Annotated in this window: 23 protein-coding genes; all 23 read left to right on the plus strand. The window is 46.3% G+C overall.

What is annotated here, in order from left to right; translation table 11 throughout:
* Positions 1-13: 13 nt before the first annotated feature.
* The 23 genes from AC3RCI_RS11175 to nusA all read left to right on the plus strand — a co-directional run bounded on the left by AC3RCI_RS11175 (position 14) and on the right by nusA (position 24,950).
* The gene (locus tag AC3RCI_RS11175) at positions 14-1,426 is read left to right on the plus strand and encodes a protein-glutamate methylesterase/protein-glutamine glutaminase (protein WP_492528993.1); all 1,413 of its coding nucleotides are present in this window, start codon (positions 14-16) and stop codon (positions 1,424-1,426) included.
* A 33-nt stretch (positions 1,427-1,459) separates the two neighbouring features.
* Entirely contained in the window at positions 1,460-3,526 is a 2,067-nt protein-coding gene (locus tag AC3RCI_RS11180) for a chemotaxis protein CheW (RefSeq protein WP_354485394.1), read from the plus strand.
* A 36-nt stretch (positions 3,527-3,562) separates the two neighbouring features.
* The gene (locus tag AC3RCI_RS11185; RefSeq protein WP_127536247.1) at positions 3,563-4,021 is read left to right on the plus strand and encodes a chemotaxis protein CheW; all 459 of its coding nucleotides are present in this window, start codon (positions 3,563-3,565) and stop codon (positions 4,019-4,021) included.
* Between the two features lie 9 nt (positions 4,022-4,030).
* Positions 4,031-4,651 (plus strand): chemotaxis protein CheC, encoded by a 621-nt coding sequence (locus tag AC3RCI_RS11190; protein WP_095358695.1) that lies wholly within the window; start codon positions 4,031-4,033, stop codon positions 4,649-4,651.
* The gene (locus tag AC3RCI_RS11195; protein WP_095287809.1) at positions 4,644-5,141 is read left to right on the plus strand and encodes a chemotaxis protein CheD; all 498 of its coding nucleotides are present in this window, start codon (positions 4,644-4,646) and stop codon (positions 5,139-5,141) included. The genes AC3RCI_RS11190 and AC3RCI_RS11195 overlap by 8 nt, the downstream gene beginning before the upstream one ends.
* Positions 5,142-5,145: 4 nt before the next feature.
* The gene (locus tag AC3RCI_RS11200) at positions 5,146-5,589 is read left to right on the plus strand and encodes a hypothetical protein (protein WP_110822604.1); all 444 of its coding nucleotides are present in this window, start codon (positions 5,146-5,148) and stop codon (positions 5,587-5,589) included.
* Positions 5,590-5,604: 15 nt separating this feature from the next.
* The gene (locus AC3RCI_RS11205) at positions 5,605-6,393 is read left to right on the plus strand and encodes a FliA/WhiG family RNA polymerase sigma factor (protein WP_095287807.1); all 789 of its coding nucleotides are present in this window, start codon (positions 5,605-5,607) and stop codon (positions 6,391-6,393) included.
* A 60-nt stretch (positions 6,394-6,453) separates the two neighbouring features.
* Positions 6,454-7,863, plus strand: a complete 1,410-nt coding sequence (locus AC3RCI_RS11210; protein ID WP_336779639.1) for a flagellar assembly protein A — start codon at positions 6,454-6,456, stop codon at positions 7,861-7,863.
* A 51-nt stretch (positions 7,864-7,914) separates the two neighbouring features.
* Positions 7,915-8,229: a hypothetical protein gene (locus AC3RCI_RS11215; RefSeq protein WP_127536244.1), complete on the plus strand. Its 315-nt coding sequence runs from the start codon at positions 7,915-7,917 to the stop codon at positions 8,227-8,229.
* A gap of 66 nt (positions 8,230-8,295) precedes the next feature.
* A complete protein-coding gene (locus tag AC3RCI_RS11220; RefSeq protein WP_492528995.1) occupies positions 8,296-8,865 on the plus strand; it encodes a hypothetical protein in 570 nt (189 codons plus the stop codon).
* A gap of 3 nt (positions 8,866-8,868) precedes the next feature.
* Positions 8,869-9,504, plus strand: coding sequence for an endolytic transglycosylase MltG (locus tag AC3RCI_RS11225; RefSeq protein ID WP_492472424.1), 636 nt, complete (start codon positions 8,869-8,871; stop codon positions 9,502-9,504).
* Positions 9,505-9,777: 273 nt separating this feature from the next.
* Positions 9,778-10,476: a 30S ribosomal protein S2 gene (gene rpsB / locus AC3RCI_RS11230; RefSeq protein ID WP_047842496.1), complete on the plus strand. Its 699-nt coding sequence runs from the start codon at positions 9,778-9,780 to the stop codon at positions 10,474-10,476.
* A gap of 120 nt (positions 10,477-10,596) precedes the next feature.
* Entirely contained in the window at positions 10,597-11,247 is a 651-nt protein-coding gene (tsf, locus tag AC3RCI_RS11235; protein ID WP_095287802.1) for a translation elongation factor Ts, read from the plus strand.
* Between the two features lie 228 nt (positions 11,248-11,475).
* Complete coding sequence (gene pyrH / locus AC3RCI_RS11240) at positions 11,476-12,204, plus strand: UMP kinase (RefSeq protein WP_095287801.1); 729 nt, start codon at positions 11,476-11,478, stop codon at positions 12,202-12,204.
* On the plus strand, positions 12,204-12,758 hold the full coding sequence (frr, locus tag AC3RCI_RS11245) for a ribosome recycling factor (protein ID WP_095287800.1): 555 nt from the start codon (positions 12,204-12,206) through the stop codon (positions 12,756-12,758). Before pyrH ends, frr begins: the two co-directional genes overlap by 1 nt.
* A gap of 89 nt (positions 12,759-12,847) precedes the next feature.
* The gene (gene uppS / locus AC3RCI_RS11250; RefSeq protein WP_095358604.1) at positions 12,848-13,615 is read left to right on the plus strand and encodes an undecaprenyl pyrophosphate synthase; all 768 of its coding nucleotides are present in this window, start codon (positions 12,848-12,850) and stop codon (positions 13,613-13,615) included.
* 16 nt (positions 13,616-13,631) lie between these two features.
* Positions 13,632-14,426: a phosphatidate cytidylyltransferase gene (locus AC3RCI_RS11255; protein ID WP_492528997.1), complete on the plus strand. Its 795-nt coding sequence runs from the start codon at positions 13,632-13,634 to the stop codon at positions 14,424-14,426.
* A gap of 77 nt (positions 14,427-14,503) precedes the next feature.
* Positions 14,504-15,643: a 1-deoxy-D-xylulose-5-phosphate reductoisomerase gene (locus AC3RCI_RS11260; protein WP_336779643.1), complete on the plus strand. Its 1,140-nt coding sequence runs from the start codon at positions 14,504-14,506 to the stop codon at positions 15,641-15,643.
* A 113-nt stretch (positions 15,644-15,756) separates the two neighbouring features.
* A complete protein-coding gene (gene rseP, locus AC3RCI_RS11265; protein ID WP_336779644.1) occupies positions 15,757-17,028 on the plus strand; it encodes an RIP metalloprotease RseP in 1,272 nt (423 codons plus the stop codon).
* 62 nt (positions 17,029-17,090) lie between these two features.
* The gene (proS, locus tag AC3RCI_RS11270; RefSeq protein WP_492528999.1) at positions 17,091-18,545 is read left to right on the plus strand and encodes a proline--tRNA ligase; all 1,455 of its coding nucleotides are present in this window, start codon (positions 17,091-17,093) and stop codon (positions 18,543-18,545) included.
* A 143-nt stretch (positions 18,546-18,688) separates the two neighbouring features.
* Positions 18,689-23,011 (plus strand): PolC-type DNA polymerase III, encoded by a 4,323-nt coding sequence (locus tag AC3RCI_RS11275; protein WP_492529001.1) that lies wholly within the window; start codon positions 18,689-18,691, stop codon positions 23,009-23,011.
* Between the two features lie 256 nt (positions 23,012-23,267).
* A complete protein-coding gene (gene rimP / locus AC3RCI_RS11280) occupies positions 23,268-23,729 on the plus strand; it encodes a ribosome maturation factor RimP (RefSeq protein WP_095287724.1) in 462 nt (153 codons plus the stop codon).
* Positions 23,730-23,852: 123 nt separating this feature from the next.
* Positions 23,853-24,950 (plus strand): transcription termination factor NusA, encoded by a 1,098-nt coding sequence (gene nusA, locus AC3RCI_RS11285; RefSeq protein WP_095287723.1) that lies wholly within the window; start codon positions 23,853-23,855, stop codon positions 24,948-24,950.
* The last annotated feature ends 18 nt before the right edge of the window (positions 24,951-24,968 follow it).

Below are 24,968 nucleotides of genomic sequence, written 5' to 3' on the forward strand. Positions count from 1 at the left end.
AGGTGGACAAAACATGGCGGTGTATCAAGTATTGGTTGTCGATGATTCCGCTTTTATGCGCAAAATTGTCACGGATTTAATTGAAGCTGACCCGGAATTCAAAGTTGCGGCCACAGCTTCAACCGGCAGGGAAGCAATTGAAAAAGCAGTGGATTTAAAGCCTGATGTAATTACGATGGATGTAGAAATGCCTGAGATGAACGGGCTGGATGCACTGAAGTCGATCATGCAGAAGTCAACGGTGCCTGTAATTATGCTATCAGGTATCAATGAACAAGGTATGAAGGAAACCATCATGGCGCTTGAGGCAGGAGCCTTTGATTTTATACGCAAGCCTTCCATTTCACATGATCAGGATATTGCTCAAGTAGGCAAGGCCCTCGTCGAGCGGATGCGGGCGGCCATGAACGAAATCAAGCGAAAAGCAGAGCGTGAGGAATCCTTGAAACAGACGAAAGAGATCCAGGAACATCTCTTGCGTCAATCTCAGCGAGTAAAGCGTGATGCTCCTGCACAAGTTCGCAGAGAACCCGCTCACAAAAAGATTGATCCTGTTCAGCCAGTTACAAGGCCAAATAGTGAACCAAGTGAGCGACCCCAGTCCAAAGTGCTGCAGCGAAACATGCCGATGGCGGATCAGAAAAAAGAGCGGCCAGACAAAAAACTGGAAGCTGCAAAGAGCCCAGATCGTGTTCCTAATACAAGAGAAGCTAAGGTGTCTAAACCTATTAAGCCCCTTCATACTCCAAAGGAGTTGCGGAATGCTGAGCCAATACGGGCAGCAATGGAGCAAACGGCTGCAACCTCAAGTCAACCACTAACAAAAGCAGTAACGGGGACTGATAGTGCATTCAACAAAATTGTCGCAATTGGCTGCTCTACGGGAGGTCCAAGGGCCCTTAAAACTTTGCTTGAGGAACTGCCTGCTGATTTGCCTGCACCTGTCATCATTGTGCAGCACATGCCGCCCAATTTTACAAGGTCTCTGGCACAACGGCTGAATACCTTCAGTCCGTTGCATGTCGTTGAGGCTGAAGAAGGTATGGTTCTCAAGAAAGGTTCTGCTTATATCGCTCCTGGTGGATATCACATCGTCGTAAGTAAAGCAACCGATGGAAAGTATATTCTGAAGCTTACGGAGCAACATCCGGTGAATGGCCATCGGCCTTCAGTGGATACGATGTTTGAGTCCTTATTGCCTTTTACGTCGCTTCAGCGGCATTTGGTTTTGCTGACCGGTATGGGCAGTGATGGAGCGAGAATGATGAAGAAGCTGTATGAAGCGGGTGTAACGTCTACCTTTGCGGAAAATGAAGAGACCTGTGTGGTGTATGGAATGCCGCGTTCTGCTGTAGAGCTGCAATGCGTACGTCATCTTCTGCCTTTGCAGGAGATCGCCCCAAAACTTGTTCAAGCAGTGAAATAAACGGAGTGTAACTCATGGAGGAGGTGCCTCACAATGGACATGAACCAATACTTATCCATGTTTATTGATGAGTCTAATGATCATCTGCAATCCCTTAACGACAACATGCTTCAACTCGAAGGCAATCCGGAGGATCTGGGTATAGTCCAAGTCATCTTCCGCTCTGCTCATACTTTGAAAGGTATGGCCGCAACAATGGGCTTTGAGGATTTGGCATCATTGACACACAAAATGGAGAATGTGTTAGATCTTGTGCGTAATGAGAAATTGAAAATGCAGGACTATATTTTTGATACTCTGTTTAAGAGTTTGGACGCGCTTGAATCCATGGTTCAGGATATTACCAGTGGTGGAGAAGGTAAAGCCGATGTTTCCGCAATTGTCGCTTCCCTTCAAGCTATTGAAAGTGGTGAATGGACAGGTGGTGAAACTCCAGCTGCTACAACAACGGCTAAGCCGGTAGAAACCATTTCATCGGCTGTTGATCTGGACGAATTCCAATATTCTGTTCTGGACCAGTCTATCGCGGAAGGGCATCGAGTTTTCTACATTGATGTGCTTGTTAGTGAGGATAGCCAGCTGAAAGGTGTACGTGCCTACATGGTCTTTGATCTCTTGGAGCGTTCGGGTGAAGTTGTGAAGTCTTTCCCTACGGTTCAGGATATTGAGCAGGAGAAGTTTGAGCGCAGTTTCTCGTTGTATTACATAACAACCAAAGAAGCGCAGGAACTGGAAAAAAGCATATTAAGCATTTCAGAGATAGAAAGTGCCAAAGTCATTCAGCTGGATCAAGAAACTCTTCAGCAGATGACCAATCAGGCTGCGGCAGCAGTTGAAGCTGAAACAGTCGCCATAGCAACAGCTGTATCACAAGAGATCGCAACTGCGGTTAAAACAGAAGAAAAACCAGCAGCCAAACCTGCTGCACCAACGAAACAGGCAGCCGCACCTTCGCGTACGATCCGAGTGGATATTGAGCGATTGGATGTACTGATGAATTTATTCAGCGAATTGCTGATTGATCGGTCGCGTCTGGAGCAGTTAGCAAGTGAAACGGGTAATAATGATCTATCCGATACCGTGGCTCATCTCAGCAGAGTCAGCTCAGACCTGCAAAATATCGTTCTCAAGCTGCGCATGGTACCTGTAGATACCGTATTTAACCGGTTCCCACGAATGATTCGTGACCTAGCCAAAACTTTGGATAAAAAAATTGACCTCGTCATTACCGGTGCTGAAACGGAATTGGATCGTACTGTCATTGACGAGATCGGTGACCCATTGGTGCATTTGCTGCGTAACGCTGTGGACCACGGTGTCGAATCAATCGCAGAACGTGTTGCTGCCGGAAAACCGGAAATGGGCACAGTTAACCTTCGAGCTTTCCACAGTGGCAACCATGTTTTCATTGAAATTGAAGATGACGGCAAAGGAATTTATCGTGAGAAGCTTTTACAAACAGCCATTAAACGCGGTGTCGTGACGGAAGAACAGGGTGCGAAGATGAGCGACGATGAAGTTAATCAGCTTTTATTCGCTCCTGGTTTCAGTACAGCTGACAAAATCTCGGATATCTCTGGTCGCGGAGTAGGTTTGGACGTTGTAAAATCCAAAATCACTTCACTTGGCGGTAATGTAACCATTCATTCCACACCAGGCAAAGGCACTAATTTCTCGGTTCAACTGCCATTGACGTTGTCAATTATCGCTGCAATGCTTGTACGAGTTGGTTCCGAGAAATATGCAATTCCGTTGTCCTCCATCGTGGAGACGGCCATTGTGCAGCGTGAACAAGTTCGTAATATTCATGGTAATAAAATGATTACGTTCCGTGAGTCCCTCATTCCGTACTTGTCGCTAAACGAAGTGTTTGGCGTACCTGATTTCAATGATGAGGATGAGTCGGAAACAGAAATCGTTGTCATCCGCAAAGGAGATCGTCTAGCAGCGGTTTCTGTGGAAGAGTTTATCGGACAGAGCGAAATTGTTCTCAAATCAATGGGAACCTATCTTCCTTCCATTGAAGGAATCTCCGGAGCAACCATCCTGGGAGATGGACAAGTAGCTCTCATCGTTGACCCTAACGCATTTATTAAATAAGCAATTAAGCCTTACACTTATAGGGAGGTTTTATTCATGGAAGAATTGAAAGTCATCGTCTTTAAACTAGGATCTGAAGAATACGGTATTGAGGTTGATAAAGTTCAGACGATTGAACGCATGATGCCGATTACTCGTGTCCCTAAGACATTTTCCTTCGTAAAAGGGGTTATTAATCTTCGCGGGGTTGTTATCCCTGTTATCGACTTGCGTGGTCGTTTCTCTCTGCCAGAAACAGAATATACGGATCAAACTCGAATTGTCATTGTAGCTGTAGGTGACATGCAGGTTGGATTCATCGTTGACGCAGCCAATGACGTAATTGACATTAAGAGCAGCGCAATTGATAGTCCGCCGGAAGTAGTGGGTGGAGTCAAAGCGAGATATCTGCGCGGAGTGGCTAAATTGGAAAATGAGCGTTTGTTGATCATGCTTAATCTGCATGAAGTATTGAATAAAAGCGAAGTTGTACAGCTGGAAAGTGTCGAGGGCTAACACGTGGAGATGTTCAACCGATTTGAGGGATTCCAAATGGATGTGCTCAAAGAGGTCGGTAACATTGGAGCAGGCAACGCCGCAACGGCGTTGTCTCAACTTCTAAATAGACCGATTGACATGGGCGTGCCGACAGTACAGATGCTCCCTTTTGAAGAAGTAGCTGAAAAAGTGGGCGGGGACGAACGAATCGTGGTGACTGTCTTTTTACGTGTTGAAGGCGAGGCGCCAGGTAATCTGTTCTTCATGATGACCCCGGAAGCCGCCAAAATGCTGCTAAACCGGCTTGCTGGTTTTGATCTGAAAGACGGCCTCATGTTTACGGATATGGAACAGTCTGCGTTATCGGAAATCGGTAATATTCTGGCTGGATCATATCTTTCATCACTTGCAGATTTCACCAAACTGTCGATGTATCCAACGGTTCCCGGACTTGCCATTGACATGGCAGGGGCAATACTCAGCTATGGGCTGCTGCAATTTGGCGAAATGGGAGACGATGCACTTTTGATTGACACATCGTTCTTCGAAGGAGAAGATCAGGTGGAAGGTCAATTTTTCCTGATTCCCGATCCATTGTCATTTGCCAAGATATTTGAATCTTTAGGGGTGCCTCTGGATCATGATTGAAGAAAAAAGCGTCGTTAAAGTCGGTATGGCGGATTTGAACATTGCTCACCTTCCTGGCATAATCCGCACGACAGGGCTTGGTTCTTGTGTGGGGTTAACGATGTATGATCCGCATTTGAAGCTGGCTGGAATGGCGCATGTGATGCTTCCTTCTTCAGAGATTGCAAGAGAAGGAAAATTGAACACAGCTAAATATGCCGATACGGCGTTGCCTGAGTTATTAGAAAAGATGTTAAAACTCGGTGCATCTCGTTCACGTATCGTGTCCAAAATGGCAGGTGGTGCTCAGATGTTTGCTTTTTCAGGAGCTGGAGATACCATGCGTATTGGGCCGAGGAATGCGGAATCTTGCCGGGAATGGTTGCAAAAGCTTAATATTCCTCTTCTAGCTGAAGACACTGGTGGAAATTATGGCCGGACCATTGAAATGGACTGTGAAACAGGGATTTTAAATATTAGAAGTGTACAAATGGGTGTAAAGGAATTATAAAACTATGATAGGAAACTACCGCATTAATCTTGGAGCAGGCATAGTCGGATTTATTCTGACTTTTTTTGTAGCATACAGCAGCAATTTGTTGATGACCAGTTTAATTCGCGGGTTAATTGGATTCGTAGCCTGGTACGCCCTTGCTTTTGGTTTGCGCTGGGGGCTGGGGTTGCTGCTGACCCCGTCCGCAGGAAGTAAGGGTTTCGATTATGATCCCCAAATTGGTCCAGAAATGAGAGGTTCGCAGGTTGACATTAAACTCGAAGACGATGGACAAGAGCTAAACGACTTGCTCAAGAATGGACAGAACGCCTCCTCTGGGGAAGAGATTCCGCCATCCGAGACGAAAGCTCCAACGGGTTTCGCCCCATTGGATCCGCCTAAACTGGTCCGGACCAAGGATCCGGAAGAATTGGCGCAGGCCGTTCGTCACCTGACAGACAAATAAGGAGGGTGAAAGCAATTGGACGAGCGTAAAGCTTCACATTTGAACCATGCAGATCTGTGGGAAAAGTGGAAAGAACACGGAGATCTTGAAGCCAAAAAAGCTTTAATTGAGAAATATCTTCACATTGTGAATTATGTATCCGGTCGTTTGGCTGTCGGATTACCCAAAAATGTCCCAAAAGATGATCTGGAGAGCAACGGCGTCATGGGACTAATCGATGCTCTTGAGAAATTCGACTATGAACGAGGTCTTCAATTTGAGACGTACGCCTCATGGCGAGTTCGTGGAGCGATCCTGGATGGTTTGCGTCAAGGAGACTGGGTTCCCCGTTCCGTGCGAGAAAAGGCTAAACGAATCGAAGATGCTTATCAGCAGCTGGAGCAAACCTATCTACGGTCAGTAAGTGATGAAGAAATGAGTCAGTATCTTGACGTGTCGACTAAGGACTTCCAACATATGCTCCAGGAAGTGGCGGTAATGTCACTGTGCTCTCTTGAAGACCCGATTCGGGAAGAAGAGTCAGAGACTCGTCTTTCTTTAATGGTCGATGAAAAGGCCAAAAATCCAGATTACAAAGTGAACGAGTTTTATTTGAAGGATGCTTTGGTTCAGGGACTCGATAAGCTGACAGTTAAAGAGAGAACGGTAGTTTCCCTCTTGTATTATGAAGACTTATCGCTTAGTGAAATCGCTGAAGTGATGTCTCTTTCACCATCGCGTATATCGCAGCTGCATTCCAAAGCCATTTTGAGACTCCGTGGTACGCTCGAAAAACAGAAGGATCTGTTAATGCGCAAAGATTAATAGAAAGCTTGATTACACGGATTTCGGGGAGTGGAAAGTCGAAAAGGAGGAAGAACTGCATTGACACAGCGAATTGCTTTGGAACAATGCCTTAGCGTTGTTTTATCGGAAGATAAAAGTACGGCCTACCTTGAGTTTTCCAAGCAGGAAGAAGGTTTCAACTGCACGCTGGATGACCTGGAACAGTTTATTGCGGGTCAGGGCATTAAGTATGGTGTGCTGCGTGAGGCACTTGTCGTGTTTGTGAATCAACCTGAAACATATATGAATACGCAGTTGAAGATCGCCGAAGGCATCGCGGCTGTTCCTGGAACAGACGGGTACATCAAGGTATTGGTTGGCATGGACGATGCGAGTGAACGGCGGCCTCTGGAAGCGGAAGATGGCAAGGTGGATTACAAAGAAGTAACTCGGTTGAATAATGTAAAATCAGGTCAAATCATTGCCGAGCGCATTCCTCCAGTGGATGGCTCAGTAGGCCAGGCCGTTACTGGTGAGGAAATTCCTTTTCGACCAGGGAAAGACGCACGATTTAAAGTGGGGAAAAATGTTGTTATTAATCCGGATGGATCTGCAATGTATGCCGCCTTGGATGGACTCGTGACCAAAACGGAAGGGAACAAACTGAATGTATTCCCGGTATACGAAATTAATGGCGATGTAGATTACAATATAGGTAATATTGATTTTGTAGGTACGGTGGTCATACGCGGCAATGTACTGACTGGTTTTAAAATAAAAGCAGCGGGTGACATTCGCGTTGTCGGCGGTGTCGAAGGCGCAGAGCTAGAAGCAGGGGGCTCTGTTGAGATCACTGGTGGTATTATCGGATATAACAAAGGGCTTGTTCAGGCGGGTCACAATGTCAAATGCACCTTTATTCAGGAAGGTAACGTAGATGCAGGTGAAGATGTTCTCGTCTCTCAAAGCATTATGCATTCCAATATCCGTGCAGGCAGGAGCGTGATCTGTGCCGGCACCAAAGGCCTTATTGTTGGTGGATCCATTCAAGCCGGTGAGAATGTTTCAGCTCGAATTGTGGGGAACAGCATGTCGACAGTAACTTCGATTGAAGTTGGTGTTCTACCCAAATTGCGTAACGAACTGAGTGAATTGCGTAAAGGGCTCAGGGAACAGATGGATTCATTAGACAAAACGAAAAAAGCATTGGTACTGCTGGATCAATTAGCTGCTGCTGGACAACTGAGTCCTGACAAAATGGCTATGCGAGTTAAGCTTACGGCTACACAAAAGTCGGCACTTCGTCTTAATGAGGAAACCAAGTCACGTATATTCGAAATTGAAAAAGTATTGGAAGATACGAGCAGAGCCCGGGTGGATATTCTCAAGATGATTTACGGAGGCTCTAAGATAGTTATCGGCAGATACACCAAATTTATTAAAGATCCTGTGAGTAGAATTTCATTTTATTATTATGACGGGGACATTACGATGACTCCATTCGTTTAAGTACAGCATCAGGCACAGGTAAAAAACCATTCGAAACCGTGAGGTGAGCGTATGAGTTTTAAGGCAGTAGAGTTGCAGATTGCAGTACCACGAACAAGTGAAGCCGGTCGGTATCAGAGCGAATATCAGCAGCGGCCGGTCACGGACCAGAATTTACTGGCAGTGCAAACGGCCAAGGAAGCAGAAGAGGCAAGACAGCGCAGTGAAGCGATGGAAGAAACAACACATACAGGTGTACGAGACGGTCAATCTAGTAATGGAGAGCACGAAGGGGGTTCCCGGGAGCAGGAGACGATCCAGATGTCGGAGCAAGTCAAACCTGCGGAGCATCCGTACAAAGGAAAACATGTGGATCTGTCATTGTAACCCTTTCCGTATTACAAAAATGAAGACTTGAGCTTTGAAGGCGATATCCAAAGGAGAGGAACCAATTTGTCACCATGGGTTATTATTGTCATATTAGGTGCCTGTGCCATTGCATATGCATTCATCATGCCCAAGAAAAATAAGACGCCAGAACCGAGCCAACAATTAGTGCAAGAGATGGAATCCACACTTGAACATTATATGGCTGAGATCGAAAGCGATAATGATGCCCTTATTCAGCGTGTTGCTGAAATGAAGGGAGAGGCGGCAGCTGCAGATCAACGCATGCAAATGCAGCTTGAAGAATTGCAGAAGCGTCTCAATGAACTTGAAAAAAGCAAAGAGTCCGAAACCCATCATGTTTCAGATATTTCAAAGGATGAATTCGATGCGCTGCAGGCTCAGGCTCTTGTGGTCAGTATGAGAGATGACGCCACAAAGCAGATTTCAGAAACTGAGCCAACACAAAGTGGCCAAGAGCCTGTCAATGAGCGAGAGTCAATCAAAGATCGGTATTCAGAAGTGTTTCATTTGTATGATGAAGGCAAGTCAGTGGATGCGATCGCAAAACAGACCGGCATACAACGTGGAGAAGTACAGCTGATTCTTCAGCTGGCAGAACGGGAGGAAGGCTAAGAGATGGACAAGCGCTCCCTATGGATTGGAATTGGAACGGGCATGATCATTGGAGCAGTGCTGCTTCAGCTTGCCACAGTGGGACAAAACGCCCTATCTGACAGCAGTTTGGAAACGGATCCGGCTGCAACTGCAGCCAATCTGACGAAGGAAGAGCTGGAGTTGGCTGCCAAAAGCATGGATTTGAAGCTTGTCGGTACAGAGGACGAACTATATACGGAAGCCGAATGGGTACAAAAGAAAAAGCAGGAGAGCAGTGAAATGCAGGGAGAAACGGCTGCTGCTCCGAAGAAAGCAGAGGATACTAGTGATCCGGCAGCTCCCACGGAGCCTCAGCAGCCAGCTTCAAGTGGCAATGAGAGTCCGAATAATGCGAGCGAGCCAAAAGCAGCAGAGCCATCGTCACCGAATACGCCTCAAAAGACAACAGTCACATTTAGAGTGCGTTCTGGTAACAGTTTGGCGATTGTCGCTGGAAATCTCGAGAAAGCTGGCATAGTAGATGATGCCCAGGCCTTCATTAAGGCGGGAAAGGCAGAGCGAATCAACACCAAGATTCAGGTGGGAACGTACGCACTTGAAAAAGGGGAAAGCTTCGAATCCATCATCGCCAAAATTACTCAAGAACCGTCAAGCTGAGTACACTCAGGCAAGACGGTTCTTTTATTTTATAGTCTAATTGGGCAATAATTATAGTCGGAGATTCCACATAACATACAAACGTTGTGCGACTAGGTATGTTTGCTTTCAAAGACTGTTGCATCAGCCAGGCAGTTATGCTATATTAGATAACGGTGTTAAAACACACGCATGTGCTAATTTTGTTGAGGGTGCTTTCCTGATGGAGAGTCTTGGCGAAAAATGATGCCGGCGGAGGACACAATAAAAAACCATATTAGGAGGTGTGTGAAGATGGCAGTAATCTCCATGAAGCAGCTTCTCGAAGCTGGGGTACACTTCGGTCACCAAACTCGTCGTTGGAACCCAAAAATGGATCGTTATATCTTCACTGAAAGAAACGGAATTTACATCATCGATTTGCAAAAAACGGTGAAAAAAGTCGAAGAGGCTTACAACTTCGTTAAAGGAATCGCAGGAGAGAATGGTACAATTCTTTTCGTGGGTACTAAGAAACAAGCTCAAGATTCTGTTAAAGAAGAAGCTGAACGCGCTGGTCAATTCTACATTAACCAACGTTGGTTGGGCGGCACTCTGACTAACTTCCAAACGATTCAAAAACGTATTGATCGTTTGAAACAACTGGAAGCTTGGGAAGAAGACGGCACATTCGCTGTATTGCCTAAAAAAGAAGTTATCTTGCTTCGCAAAGAAAAAGATCGTCTGGAGAAATTCCTCGGCGGTATTAAAAATATGAAAGGCCTGCCAAGCGCCCTGTTCATCATCGATCCACGCAAAGAGCGTATCGCTGTTGCAGAAGCTCGCAAATTGGGTATCCCAATTGTAGGTATCGTTGATACAAACTGCGATCCGGACGAAATCGATTATGTTATCCCAGGTAACGACGATGCAATCCGCGCTGTTAAGCTGTTGACAGGTAAAATGGCTGATGCCGTGATCGAAGCTAACCAAGGCGAAGAAACTTCCGCTTAATAGATTCGAACATAACGAATGAACTAAATGAAAAGGGTGGTTGGTAGGTGGATAACCTCTCACTGCCCTTTTTTTAGAGTGTACGTGTACGTACAATACTTATTTTGGAGGGAATTAATAATGGCAGTTAACGCGAGTGCAGTAAAAGAACTTCGTGAAAAAACGGGCGCTGGTATGCTCGATTGCAAAAAAGCACTGGAAGAAGCAAATGGTGATATCACAAAAGCGGCTGAAATTCTGCGTGAAAAAGGTCTTTCCGCAGCTGCAAACAAAGCAGGACGTGCAGCTACTGAAGGTACTGTAGAATCTTATATCCACGCTGGTGGCCGTATCGGTGTCCTGGTAGAAGTTAACTGCGAAACTGACTTCGTAGGTAAAACAGACCAATTCAAAGATTTCGTTAAAGACATCGCTATGCAAATCGCTGCAGCTAGTCCGAAATTCGTAACTCGTGAAGAAGTTCCTGCAGAAGAGCTGGAAAAAGAAAAAGAAATCTTGAAAGCTCAAGCGCTGAACGAAGGCAAACCAGAAAAAATCGTTGAGAAAATGGTTGAAGGCCGTATCGGTAAATACTACGAAGAGTACTGCCTGATGGAACAAACTTTCGTTAAAGATCCAGACAAAACAATCTCCCAATTGCTGAATGAAAAAATCAGCCAAATCGGTGAGAATATCTCCATCCGTCGTTTCGTTCGTTACGAACTAGGTGAAGGTTTGGAGAAAAAAGTAGATAACTTCGTAGAAGAAGTTATGTCCCAAGTGAACAAATAAGACGGTTTTATACCGGCAAGCAGAAATTGGTTTTCGAAGATATAAGAATGATAAAACTTCGAAGCAGAGCTCCCTTATATCTCAGGAAAACAGTGCCTAACCGGTTAATCGTTTTTCTAAAAGAGTGGAACACAGTCGTGTTCCTTTCTTTTTAAGCAGGAGGCCATGCGCGAGAAGTTTTTTGATTGAACACCGAAGGTGCTCAAGTTTAAAGTGGAGGGTGAACAATTGGAACAGCCAGTATTCAAACGCGTTGTCTTAAAGGTTAGTGGGGAGTCCCTTTCCGGTCAAAACGGCTATGGTATTGATGCAGAGACGATCTCGTCGATTGCTCAGCAGGTAAAAGAAGTTGTTGAACTTGGTGTGCAGGTTGCCATCGTATGTGGTGGGGGAAACATCTGGCGTGGAATCGCCGGTAGCGAAAACGGCATCGATCGAGCAACAGCCGACTATATGGGAATGTTAGCTACAGTAATGAACTCGCTAGCACTGCAAGATGCATTGGAACAGATTGAAGTGCCTACACGTGTACAGACTTCAATTGCCATGCAGCAAATTGCAGAGCCATATATCCGTCGCAGAGCTATTCGTCATCTGGAGAAAGGCCGTGTCGTTATTTTTGCAGCAGGTACAGGTAACCCGTTCTTCTCCACGGATACAACAGCAGCACTGCGCGCAGCGGAGATCGAAGCAGAGGTCATCCTGATGGCTAAAAACAAAGTTGATGGCGTATACTCGGCCGATCCGTTCAAGGATAGTACAGCTGAGAAATATGAGCAATTGACTTACCTCGATGTACTTAACAAAAATCTTGGTGTAATGGATTCGACGGCGTCCTCGCTCTGCATGGACAACAACATTCCGTTGATTGTATTTGCCATTACAGAACAAGGTAACATCAAACGTGTAGTTCTTGGTGAACGCATCGGAACAATCGTTAAAGGGAGTGTAGATTAATGCCAGAAGCGGTTAAAAAACATGCCGAAGAACGTATGGATAAAGCAATTCAAGCGTTACGTCGTGATCTTGCCACTTTGCGTGCAGGACGTGCTACTCCGGCTCTTCTGGACCGGGTTCAGGTAGAGTACTATGGAGCAATGACACCACTTAATCAACTCGCGAATATTAGCACACCAGATTCCCGTACGCTAATGATTCAGCCATGGGACAAATCTTCTATGGGCGAAATCGAACGTGCGATCATGAAGTCGGATCTGGGATTAACACCGGCTAACGATGGTAATATGATTCGTTTGTCCATTCCTCCACTTACAGAGGAGCGCAGAACAGAACTCGTAAAACTGACGAAAAAGTTCGGCGAGGAAGGAAAAGTTGCGATTCGTAACATTCGTCGTGATGCGAATGATGATATTAAAAAAATGGAGAAGTCAGAGATTTCCGAGGACGAGTCCCGGAGACATCAGGACGATATCCAAAAATCGACCGACAAGTTTATTGCTGAAGTCGATAAGGTACTCGCTGCCAAAGAAAAAGAAATTATGGAAGTGTAAGACAAGCGCAGCCCCTCCAATACGGTGGGGTTTTGTCTCTTTTTCTAGTCTTCAGGTGAAGAAACTTCAGGGATTTTGGAGGAACAGGAATGATCAAACGGGTTCGGTCGTGGTGGAATGGGGCTGAAAAACAGGAAACGCTGACTATATCCGAGGATAATATCCCGCAGCACGTTGCCATTATTATGGACGGGAATGGTCGATGGGCCAAACGTCTGGGGCTGCCGCGCATAGCTGGGCACCAGAATGGCATGAAGGCAGTGAAACGTGCAACCATCGCGGCGGATGAACTGGGCATCAAATATCTGACGATGTATGCTTTTTCGACAGAAAACTGGACACGTCCAAAAGAAGAAGTGGATTTTCTAATGAGACTTCCACAAGAATTTCTGGCGATTGAGTTAGATGAACTTATAGAAAAGAATGTCCGCATACGCATGATGGGGCAGGAAGAGAAGTTACCTTCACATACCGTTAATGCCCTACGTGAAGCAATTCGTCTCACGGAACACAATACGGGGCTTGTATTGAACTTCGCAATGAATTATGGAAGTCGTCGAGAAATGACGGACTGTGTGAAGCAGATTGCGCTGCAGGTCCAGTCGGGGGAACTCTCGGCAGAAGACATTACACCTGAGCTCATAGACAAACATATGTTGACTGTGGATATGCCTGATCCGGATCTGTTAATCCGGACAAGTGGAGAATTAAGGCTCAGTAATTTTATGCTTTGGCAGCTTGCATATAGCGAGCTATGGTTTACGGATATATACTGGCCCGAATTTGGCAAACAGCACTTGCTTGAAGCAGTAGCCGAATATCAGCGCAGAACAAGGCGTTACGGCGGTTTGAAATAGATGGAGGATGAAGCCGTTGAAACAGCGATTAACGACAGGGATAGTAGCAGGTGTGTTGTTTTTGGGTTTTTGCATGCTGGGTGGACCTTGGTATCATGGCCTGGTACTGCTTATGGCTCTCATCGGTTATTATGAATTTGTGAAAATGACGGGGGTACAACCTTTTTCAGGTGTAGCCCTGATTGGATATGCAGGTGTTTTTGCGCTTGTCTTTCCATGGGAAATGGTGTGGGAAGGCAGACCTCTAACGCTGTTCCAGATCAGTTGGCTGGTTATGCTTGTTTTAATGACGGCCTCGGTGATAACCAAGAACAGGATTCCTGTGAATACAATAGGCATGCTCTTTTTGGGTGTGCTGTATATAGGCATCGGTTTTTATTATATTGCTGAGTCCAGACATCTTCATCACGGGCTCTTTTGGACGTTCCTATTATTAGGCTCGATCTGGGCCAGTGACGCTGGTGCCTACTTTGTTGGGAAGCTTATGGGGAAAAACAAATTATGGCCATCAATAAGTCCTAACAAAACGGTGGAGGGCGCGTTGGGCGGTATTGTGATTGCCGTTGTAACATCTGTTGTGTTTGCGATGTTATCAGATGGCTTGTTATCTTGGCAGAGAGCAATATTGATTGGGCTCGCATGTGCTGTAGTCGGCCAAATGGGAGACTTAATCCAATCCGCTTACAAACGTGTGTACAATATTAAGGATTCCGGCAACCTTCTTCCGGGGCATGGAGGTATTCTGGATCGGTGCGACAGCTGGATTGTTGTGTTTCCATTTGTACATATACTAATGCTTCTGCCTTACTAATGTTTTGAACATAAGACGTGTATAACAGATGGATTCGAAATTATGCACGCAATGGATAAATAAAGATGAGGTGCAGCATGAAGAAAATAGCAATTCTCGGATCCACCGGTTCGATTGGAACTCAAACATTGGATGTCGTTGACATGCATCCTGAGCTTTTTCAGGTGGAGGGCCTGGCTGCCGGAGGGAATACTGAACTTTTAATCAAACAAGCCAATCACTATCGGCCAAAAAAGGTATCGGTAGGTACCAAAGAGTTAGCTGAGACGGTCGCCCCGCACTTACCTGCGGGAACGCAGCTCTTCTATGGAAAAGAGGGCTTGGTGGAAGTAGCAGCCGGGACAGACGCAGATACTGTGGTGACAGCTGTCATGGGGAGCGTAGGGCTCGAATCAACACTGGCTGCCATTGAAGCTGGCAAACAAATAGGGCTTGCCAATAAGGAAACACTGGTGACGGCAGGACATATTGTGACAGCGCGAGCTGTGGAAAAAGGTGTCTCTCTGCTGCCGATCGATAGTGAGCACTCTGCGATATTTCAATGTTTGAACGGAGAAAACCGTAACCGGGTAGCAGGGATTACCCTTACGGCCTCAGGGGGCTCTTTCCGCGATTTCTCACGTGAACAGCTGCGGGATGTTACAGTTGAAGATGCCCTGAAGCATCCCAATTGGTCGATGGGCTCCAAAATCACGATTGATTCCGCAACGATGGTGAATAAAGGCTTGGAAGTGATAGAGGCTCATTGGCTGTTCGGGTTGACCTATGACCAGATTGACGTGCTGCTTCACCCAGAGAGTATCATACATTCCTATGTTGAATTTGAGGATACGAGCATCATTGCTCAACTTGGCAATCCGGACATGCGTGTTCCGATACAGTACGCGTTAACTTATCCGGATCGGCTGCCTTCACCAGCACAGCGACTATCTTTGGCCCAAGCAGGCAAGCTGCAATTCCGTGAGATGGATATGGAACGGTTCCCTTGTTTAAGACTGGCTTATGAGTGTGGTAAAATGGGAGGGACTGCAACTACGGCATTTAATGCCGCAAATGAGGTTGCTGTAGCACGCTTCTTGCGCAAAGAGATTTCGTTCCTTAAAATAGAGGATATTATTGCTTCCGTGCTGGATGCACACCGCAATGTGGACAATCCTGATCTCGAAGAAATTGCAAGATGTGACCAGGAAAGTCGTAAACATGCTTTTAGTCTGTAATCCTTTTTTCATCACAAATATGGAAGAAGTGATTCTCTTGTGCGGCACCTTGGAATAATGATAATCTAAAGGGACAGACTTCGGTTCGTGCCGTGAAGGAGGATGGATAGGGATTGGAAACCATACAAGTTGTATTTCTAACGGTGCTCATGTTCTTTGTCATCGTGACGGTTCATGAATGGGGGCATTATTATTTTGCCAAACGCGCCGGTATTCTTGTAAGGGAATTTGCGATCGGTTTTGGTCCCAAATTGTTCTCATATAAAAGAAACGAGACCCAGTTTACATTGCGTTTGCTTCCATTTGGCGGATATGCACGTATGGCTGGTGAAGACCCCGAGCTTGTAGAAATCCAAGAGGGTCAGACCATTGCGGTTAGACCGATGGATGATCAAGTGAAAATGATTTATCTGGACCAATTGGATAATCGTAAAAATGTAATACGTGGTGAAGTGATCTCCATTGATATGGAGAATGCGTTGAAACTGCAATTGGATGTTGATGGAGAGGTACAACACTACCGCATACATCCACAAGCAATGCTCGTTAGTCGCGGTAAACAAACACAAATTGCTCCGAAAGACCGGCAGTTTGGCAGCAAGACGGTTGGACAGCGGGCGATGGCGATTTTTGCTGGACCATTGATGAACTTCATTCTGGCTTTTGTCTTGTTTGCCGTGTATGCACAAATGGCGGGAGTTCCTGTGGAAAACCCTAAAAATCTGCAAATCGGTGAAGTACTTGAGGGCGGCGCTGCCGACCAGGCCAACCTGCAAGAAGGAGATATCATTGAGACCATCAATGGTACGGCTATAGGTATTGATTCGCAAAAAATGGTGGCTATGATTGCTGAGTCGAAAGACAAGCCGATGGAATGGACCCTGCGTCGGGGAGATGAAACGTTCAATATAACGATTACGCCCCGTACTGTAGAGGGACAAGAGGGTGGTAAGGTAGGAATCGTGCCAACACTGCCAACCCGATCTGTTGGATTTGCAGAAACGTTCAAAGTATCAGGCTTAGCCATGGTGGATACCACAAAAGTCATCTTTGAAGGTTTCAAACATCTGATTAATCAGTTTAACATGGACGACATTGGTGGACCGGTACGTACATTTGAAGTAACAGGTCAGATTGCCAAACAGGGCATTGAACAGCTAACAAGATGGGCTGCTATTTTGAGCTTGTACCTTGGAATCTTCAACCTGTTGCCAATACCTGCGCTGGATGGCAGTCGATTGGTATTCCTTGGAATTGAAGCGCTGAGAGGACGTCCTGTTGATCCTAACCGTGAAGGCATGGTTCACTTTATAGGCTTTGCCATGCTGTTTGTACTGATGCTGGCTGTAACATATAATGATATACTACGTTTAATTAACGGATAATTATGGTTTGACTACACTCTGAATTTGCAGAGAGGGTCGTTATGGGAGGACGCTGGAGTCTTATGTCAAAGGAAAATGATAAACAATTCGTGACTGAAATCACACCACAGGGCGAGGATTTCTCCCGTTGGTACATTGATGTTATTAAAAAGGCCGATCTGATGGATTATTCGCCTGTTCGCGGATGTATTGTGTTCAAGCCGGACGGCTTTGAGATCTGGGAACATATCAAGGATGAACTTGATCGTCGTTTCCGCGAAACGGGCCATCGCAATGCGTATTTCCCGATGTTCATTCCAGAGAGCTTTTTCCAAAAAGAAAAAGAGCATGTTGAAGGATTTAACCCGGAATTGCCTTGGGTTACCGAAGCTGGTGGTGAAAAGCTGGAAGAACGTCTGGCCATTCGTCCGACTTCCGAAACCATCATTGGTCACATGTATTCCAAATGGATTCAATCCTATCGTGATCTGCCTGTTCTGATCAACCAGTGGGCTAACGTTGTTCGTTGGGAGAAAAGAACATTGCCTTTCCTACGGACAAGTGAATTCCTCTGGCAGGAAGGTCATACGGCTCACGAGACGGAAGAAGAAGCACGTGAAGAAACGATGCGCATGCTTGAAATCTATCGCGAAGTCGTGGAAGAGTATTTGGCTATCCCGGTTATCAGTGGTCAAAAAACGCCTTCAGAGAAATTTGCAGGTGCGGTGGATACATACTCCATCGAAGCGATGATGAAAGATGGACGTGCCGTACAGGCCGGAACTTCTCACTTCATGGGTACTAACTTTGCCAAAGCATTTGAGATTCAGTATCTCAGCCGTGAAAATGTACTTGAGCATGCTTATACGACATCGTGGGGCGTAAGTACACGCTTGATCGGTGCGCTGATCATGGTACACGGTGATGATCGTGGTCTGGCACTTCCTCCAAAAGTGGCACCAACCCAAGTCGTGATGATTCCGATTGGACCGCCAAAAACGCGTGATGCCGTTGTGGGTCGTGCGGACGAATTGTTCGCTGAACTGAAAAAAGCAGGTATTCGTGTTAAAATGGATGACCGCAGCGACGTTCGTCCAGGCTGGAAATTCAATGAATACGAGATGCGCGGAGTTCCAGTTCGTCTCGAGATTGGTCCTCGCGATATGGAAAATGGTGTATGTGTACTTGTGTCTCGGATCACAGGTGAGAAAAAAGTAGTAGAGCAGGCGAATCTGGTGGAAGAAATTCAGAATATGCTGAATCAGGTTCAATCTGATATGCTGGAACGTGCACGCACATTTATGTCGGATAACTTCTACTCTGTAGATACGCTCGATGAGATGAAGGAATTGATGGAAAACAAACGCGGCTTTACGCTGGCCGGCTGGTGCGGCTCCGAAGCTTGCGAAGATAAAGTAAGAGAAGTAACAGGTGCAACAAGCCGGAACATTCCGTTCCAGTCTGCGGAAGAAAAGCATACGTGCCTGGCTTGTGGTGAAAAGGCGAAGAACACAGTAGTGTTTGCAAGAGCCTACTAGGTCATCATTAACAGGAATATTCACCGTATGAGTAAGTAATGGAAGGCTTCTGTCGGATAAAATGAGTCGGTGCGGGTTCGGATCGGGGACATTTTTGATTGCAGAAGCTTTTCATGTTTTAAGGGGGTACAAGGAGGAACACGATGAGTGGATTCGAGGAGAAACGAAAACGGTTTGAATTGTTGATGAAACAGGCAGAGCTACCTGCAGGACTGACCGATCCCTATTTTCTGGACGGATGGATTGAACAGGTAGAGACGAATCGCAGCAACAGGGAATGGCATATCCTGATCTGTAAGGATACGTTGGTCCCTGCACCGATCTATCGTACTTTTAGCCTGCATATTCAGGAAAAAATGAATCATATCGCCAAAATTACATTTGGTTTTAAGTATACAGATCAAGTGCAGCCAAGTGATATTGTCAGTGAATATTGGAATCTGTTTCTGGAATGGGTCACTCGCGAGATTCCATCCGTAAATGGATGGATGAACCGGACTACCTTTGAATGTGAAGCAGATTTGCTGCAATTGACCATGAGTGATTCTACATCGATGGAGCTGGCGCGTAAGAAACAGATTGATCAAGCGATTTCAACCTTCTATGAAAAGTATTTTCATCTCCCGCTCCGCATTAAACTACAAGTTGGTGAAGTGGGAAGCAATAAGGAAGCAATGGAGCAGTTCCAGGCGCAGAAGAAGGTTGAGGAGCGACAGGTCATCGAACAGATGATGAGCGAAGTGACCGAAATGGAAGCTCCGGAAGACGAAGATCAGGGCGATGTACGCTTGCAGATGGGCTATGAGATCAAGGAGCCAGCTGTACCGATGCAGGAAGTTCAGGATGAAGAGAAGAAAATCACGCTTCAGGGCTCGATCTTTGGTCTGGACCGCAAGGAGCTGCGGAACGGAAATACGCTGTTTACGTTCTATCTGACCGACTTTACAGATTCGATGCAGATGAAGATGTTTGCGAAGACAAAAGAGGATGTTAAAATCTTGAGCCTTCTGGCCAATGGGAAATGGGTCAAGGTTCGCGGACGCGTAGAGTACGACCGGTTTATGCAAATTCCTGAACTGGCCATGATCCCTTCGGATCTGACCGAAATTAAAGCACCTCCATCACGAAAAGATACCGCGCAGGAGAAACGGGTGGAATTCCATCTGCACTCAACCATGAGTACCATGGATGCTGTAACCTCCATCGATAAATATGTGAAAACTGCTGCGGAGTGGGGACACACGGCAATTGCCGTCACCGATCACGGTGGAGTACAGGTCTATCCTGAGGCAGCCAAAGCAGCGAAGAAAAACGGCATCAAAATGATATACGGCCTAGAGGCCAATGTAGTGAATGATTCCGTTGCCGTTGTCTTGGCACCACAGCCAATTGATCTGAAAACAGCGACCTACATCGTATTCGATATCGAGACGACGGGTCTATCCGTTACACAGAACAAGATTATTGAGATTGCTGCAGTCAAAGTACAAGAGGGCAAAGAGATCGACCGGTTTGCCACCTTTGTAAACCCACATGAACGAATTCCGTACAACATTCAGCAATTGACCAACATTACGGATGAGATGGTCAAAGATGCACCGGAGCTTGAACCGGTCATTCGTGACTTTGTTGCGTTTGCGGGTGATGGCGTGCTGGTCGCGCACAATGCACGATTCGATATGGGCTTTATCCAGGCGTCCCTTAAAAATTTGGGTATGCCTGAGCTGCCCAACCCTGTGCTGGATACGTTGGAATTGGCACGGCTTTTGTATCCAAAGATGAAAAACCACCGACTGAACACACTGGCTGACAAATACAAAGTCGCTCTGGAAAGCCATCACCGGGCGATTGATGATACGATTGCACTTGCTGGAATCCTGAATGGACTTGTGAATGATGCAGCCCAGTTAAAAGGCTTAACCATGCTGGACCGGTTGAACGATTACGTTGGGGTTGATCTGTCGAATACACGTCCATTCCACTGCGGGATTTACGCATTGAATGATGTCGGCAAGAAGAATTTGTACAAGCTGGTGTCCTTGTCTCATACGGAATACTTCAAGCGTGTTCCATGTATTCCGAAGTCAAAACTGGTCGGCTTGCGCGAAGGACTGGTTATTATATCCGGATGTGAAAAAGGAGAGTTCTTCGAGGCTGTTCTGAATAAATCACTGGAAGAGGCCGAAGAAATCGCCGAGTTTTACGACATTTTGGAGATTCAACCCCTCACGATGTATATGCATCTAGTGGACAAGGGACTTGTGGCCACACCGGAGGAACTGAAACTTGCGGTTCGTAAAGTAGTTGATATCGGAGCGAAATTGAACAAGCCGGTTATTGCTACAGGCAATGTGCATTATTTGGAGCCGAGGGACAAAATCTATCGGGATATTACCATCCACGGAATTACCGGTTTCAGTCCGCTGAAAGACCAGCGCAAACCGGATGCCCATTTTAGAACCACTGCAGAAATGCTGGAGGAATTCCAGTTCCTGGGTCAGGACAAAGCCTACGAGGTTGTCGTCACGAATACGATAGAACTTGCTGATCGCTTTGAGGAAATCAAGCTGTTCCCGGACAAACTGTTTACGCCAATACTGGAAGGTGCGGATGAAGAAATTCGGAACACCTGCTACAATACGGCAAAGTCGATATATGGTGAAGACCTGCCTGAAGTCATAGTGGCACGCCTAGAGAAAGAGCTCCAGCCGATCATCAAATACGGTTTCTCCGCCAACTATCTGATCTCGGAGCGTCTGGTGAAAAAATCGAATCAGGATGGTTATCTGGTAGGCTCCCGGGGATCTGTAGGATCATCGGTTGTTGCAACCTTCCTAGGCATCTCCGAGGTTAATCCGCTTCCGGCTCACTATATCTGTGTAAACTCTGAATGTAAGCACAGCGAATGGTTTCTGGACGGAAGTGTACCAAGTGGATTCGACCTTCCAGAGAAGGAATGCCCCGACTGCGGAGGCAGACTGAAGGGAGAAGGGCAAGATATACCGTTTGAGACGTTCCTTGGCTTTAAGGGGGACAAGGTTCCCGATATCGACTTGAACTTTTCGGGTGATTACCAGCCACATGCTCACAACTACACGAAAGTACTCTTTAGTGAAAAAAGCGTGTTTCGGGCTGGCACCATCGGTACAGTTGCCGAGAAGACAGCCTTTGGTTTCGCCAAGAAATATGAGGAAGAGCATCATAAGAAATGGCGCGGAGCTGAATTGAATCGACTGGCTTCAGGTTGTACAGGGGTCAAGCGGAGCACGGGACAGCATCCCGGGGGCATTGTCGTTGTGCCGGATTATATTGAAGTGGAAGATGTCACTCCTGTTCAATATCCTGCGGATGACGTTACTGCAGAGTGGAAAACAACGCACTTTGATTATCACGCCTTTGAAGAGAACTTGTTGAAACTGGATATCCTAGGACACGATGATCCGACCATGATGCGGATGCTGCAGGATCTGACCGGGGTCGATCCAACCACCATTCCGATGAATGATCCAAAAGTCATGAGCATGTTCAACTCTACGGAAGCACTGGGAGTAACTCCTGAACAGATCCGTTCACCTGTTGCAACCTTTGGTGTGCCGGAGATGGGGACGAAGTTTGTGCGTCAAATGCTTGTCGAATCCCAGCCGTCGTCTTTTGCCGATTTATTGCAGATTTCGGGATTGTCCCACGGAACAGGGGTATGGCTTGGAAACGCACAAGAATTGATCAAGAACGGTACATGTAACATTAAAACGGTAATTGGTTGCCGGGATGATATCATGTTATTCCTCATCTATAAGGCGGGGATGGATGCAAGTCTGGCCTTTAAGATTACAGAGAGTGTTCGTAAAGGGCGGGGGTTGCCTCAGGAGTGGATTGATGAGATGAAAAACTGCAAAGTGCCACAATGGTACATTGACTCTTGTCTCAAAATCCAGTACATGTTCCCGAAGGCCCACGCGGCCGCTTATGTCATTTCGGCAGTTCGTACTGCATTCTTCAAGCTGTATCATCCTATTGAATTCTACGCAACCTATTTTACAGTTCGTGCAGATGAGTTTGACATCGAGCTGGTGTGTCAGGGGTACGATGCGATCTATCGGAAAATTGTTGAAATTGAACAATTGGGTTTCCAGGCACCGCCAAAAGAAAAAAACATGCTTCCTGTGCTTGAGATGGCTCTAGAAATGGCCGCTCGTGGTTTCTCACTCAAGCCGATTGATTTGTATCGTTCTGAAGCTACGAAATTTATCGTAGACGGAAATGCACTGGTTCCTCCATTTTCTGCACTGGCAGGAATCGGTGATAATGCAGCACGTAATATTGCGGCGGCAAGAGATCATGGCGAGTTTCTGTCGATTGAAGATTTTCAGCAAAAATCCAAGGCAAGTAAAACGATTGTCGAACTATTGTCTGGCATGGGCTGTTTCCGGGGGCTTCCGGAAAGCAATCAATTATCCCTGTTTTAATGGAAGCTTAAGCCGTCAAAAAAACGCCTGTCAGAAGGTTGCGTAATTTTTTCTTCATTAGTACGCAATTGACCTGAAAGATCGCTTACTTGTCACTATTACCAGACTATGTTATAATTTCTGAAGTGAACGAGATAGTACGAATTTCTGAAGAGTGGGGAAACCCACTCTTTAGTCTTTGGTATACAAGAATCTTGGGTATTACGAAATTGTCGGCTTAACATGTCGGCGTAACCTAAGTTGGAGGTTATCGGTTTTGAGCACAACGAAGATTAAATCTACCGTGGAAGAAATGATCCAACCCTACTTGAATGAACAAGGCTTCGAGCTGGTTGACATCGATTACGTCAAAGAAGGCAGCAACTGGTTTTTACGGGTGTATGTCGACAAAGAGGGTGGCATCGACATCGATGATTGTGTCTTGATCAGCGAACAGCTGAGCGCCAAGCTGGATGAGAACGATCCGATTCCAACCGTCTATTTCCTTGAAGTGTCTTCTCCGGGAGCTGAACGTCCACTGAAAAAAGCGGAGGATGTTGCAAAATCCGTAGGGAAAAACGTATTTGTTACTACCTACGAAGCAGTGAATGGAATGAAGGAGTTTGAAGGTAAACTGCTTTCCTTTGATAACGGGGAACTTGTGATCGAAGCAGGCAAGAAGCAGTACACGGTACCTTATGATAAGGTAGCCAGTGCGCGCTTGGCCATTCTGTTTTAAGTGCCTTGTTCACTTTATTAATGAAAAAGACACATCTCACGATAACGGCAAGGTGCTCATGAGTTTTGAGCCTTTCGCCGTTTTACGTATGAGATGCCATGTTTGAAAGGGGGATCAACATTCATGAGTATGGATTTTATTGAAGCAATGAATGAATTGGAGCGGGAAAAAGGGATCAGCAAGGATGTGCTGTTTGAAGCGATTGAGGCGGCATTAATCTCCAGCTACAAACGTAATTTCAACACCGCTCAAAACGTGCGTGTTGATATGAACCGCAACACTGGAGTTATTCGTGTATATGCACGCAAATTGATCGTGGAGGAAGTCCTCGATTCACGCACCGAAATTTCGTTGCCTGCTGCACGTGAAATTAACCCACACTTCCAGCTGGAAGATATTGCGGAGATTGAGGTTACGCCGCGCGATTTCGGACGTATCGCCGCACAGACTGCCAAACAGGTAGTGACCCAGCGGATTCGTGAAGCCGAACGCGGCCTGATCTACAACGCTTTCGTAGACAAGGAAGAGGATATCGTTACGGGAGTGGTGCAGCGTCAGGATTTGCGCAATATCTACATCGATCTGGGCAAAATCGAAGCGGCATTGCCGTTAACCGAATTGATGCCGAATGAAAAATTTGTTCATGGTGACCGTATTAAGGCTTACATCACCAAGGTCGAGAACACGACCAAAGGGCCGCAAATCATTTTGTCCCGCACACATCCGGGTCTTTTGAAACGTCTCTTTGAACTGGAAGTTCCTGAAATCTTTGACGGGGTCGTTGAGATTCGCTCCGTTGCACGTGAAGCGGGCTTCCGCTCCAAAATTGCCGTACATTCACGCAATGAGGAAGTTGACCCGGTTGGATCATGTGTAGGCCCTAAAGGCATGCGCGTGCAGACCATTGTGGGTGAGCTGCGCGGTGAAAAGATTGACATCGTTCGTTACTCCGAACAGGTAGACGAATATGTGGCTAATGCATTGAGTCCTTCCAAAGTGTTGGAAGTTCAAGTGTTTGAAGAAGAGAAGATGGCCCGTGTCATCGTACCGGACTATCAACTGTCCCTCGCTATCGGCATCAAGGGCCAAAATGCCCGCCTGGCAGCGAAGCTGACCGGCTGGAAAATCGATATCAAGAGCGAGAGCCAGGCGGAACAGGAATTCGGCAGAGAAAAAGATTCTTCTTCAGAAATGCACCAAGATTCCGTCTCCGTCGATTAAAGTAAAGCACGGGGGGCG

This window comes from Paenibacillus sp. MT124, assembly GCF_058792755.1.

What these genes read in the sequence shown, in the direction of transcription:
- AC3RCI_RS11260 (WP_336779643.1), top strand. Translation starts at nt 14,504, where the DNA reads ATGAAGAAAATAGCAATTCTCGGATCCACCGGTTCGATTGGAACTCAA.
- nusA (WP_095287723.1), top strand. Translation starts at nt 23,853, where the DNA reads ATGAGTATGGATTTTATTGAAGCAATGAATGAATTGGAGCGGGAAAAA.
- tsf (WP_095287802.1), top strand. Translation starts at nt 10,597, where the DNA reads ATGGCAGTTAACGCGAGTGCAGTAAAAGAACTTCGTGAAAAAACGGGC.
- proS (WP_492528999.1), top strand. Translation starts at nt 17,091, where the DNA reads ATGTCAAAGGAAAATGATAAACAATTCGTGACTGAAATCACACCACAG.
- AC3RCI_RS11185 (WP_127536247.1), top strand. Translation starts at nt 3,563, where the DNA reads ATGGAAGAATTGAAAGTCATCGTCTTTAAACTAGGATCTGAAGAATAC.
- AC3RCI_RS11215 (WP_127536244.1), top strand. Translation starts at nt 7,915, where the DNA reads ATGAGTTTTAAGGCAGTAGAGTTGCAGATTGCAGTACCACGAACAAGT.
- frr (WP_095287800.1), top strand. Translation starts at nt 12,204, where the DNA reads ATGCCAGAAGCGGTTAAAAAACATGCCGAAGAACGTATGGATAAAGCA.
- rpsB (WP_047842496.1), top strand. Translation starts at nt 9,778, where the DNA reads ATGGCAGTAATCTCCATGAAGCAGCTTCTCGAAGCTGGGGTACACTTC.
- AC3RCI_RS11275 (WP_492529001.1), top strand. Translation starts at nt 18,689, where the DNA reads ATGAGTGGATTCGAGGAGAAACGAAAACGGTTTGAATTGTTGATGAAA.
- AC3RCI_RS11180 (WP_354485394.1), top strand. Translation starts at nt 1,460, where the DNA reads ATGGACATGAACCAATACTTATCCATGTTTATTGATGAGTCTAATGAT.
- AC3RCI_RS11190 (WP_095358695.1), top strand. Translation starts at nt 4,031, where the DNA reads ATGTTCAACCGATTTGAGGGATTCCAAATGGATGTGCTCAAAGAGGTC.
- AC3RCI_RS11200 (WP_110822604.1), top strand. Translation starts at nt 5,146, where the DNA reads ATGATAGGAAACTACCGCATTAATCTTGGAGCAGGCATAGTCGGATTT.
- AC3RCI_RS11225 (WP_492472424.1), top strand. Translation starts at nt 8,869, where the DNA reads ATGGACAAGCGCTCCCTATGGATTGGAATTGGAACGGGCATGATCATT.
- AC3RCI_RS11175 (WP_492528993.1), top strand. Translation starts at nt 14, where the DNA reads ATGGCGGTGTATCAAGTATTGGTTGTCGATGATTCCGCTTTTATGCGC.
- AC3RCI_RS11195 (WP_095287809.1), top strand. Translation starts at nt 4,644, where the DNA reads ATGATTGAAGAAAAAAGCGTCGTTAAAGTCGGTATGGCGGATTTGAAC.
- uppS (WP_095358604.1), top strand. Translation starts at nt 12,848, where the DNA reads ATGATCAAACGGGTTCGGTCGTGGTGGAATGGGGCTGAAAAACAGGAA.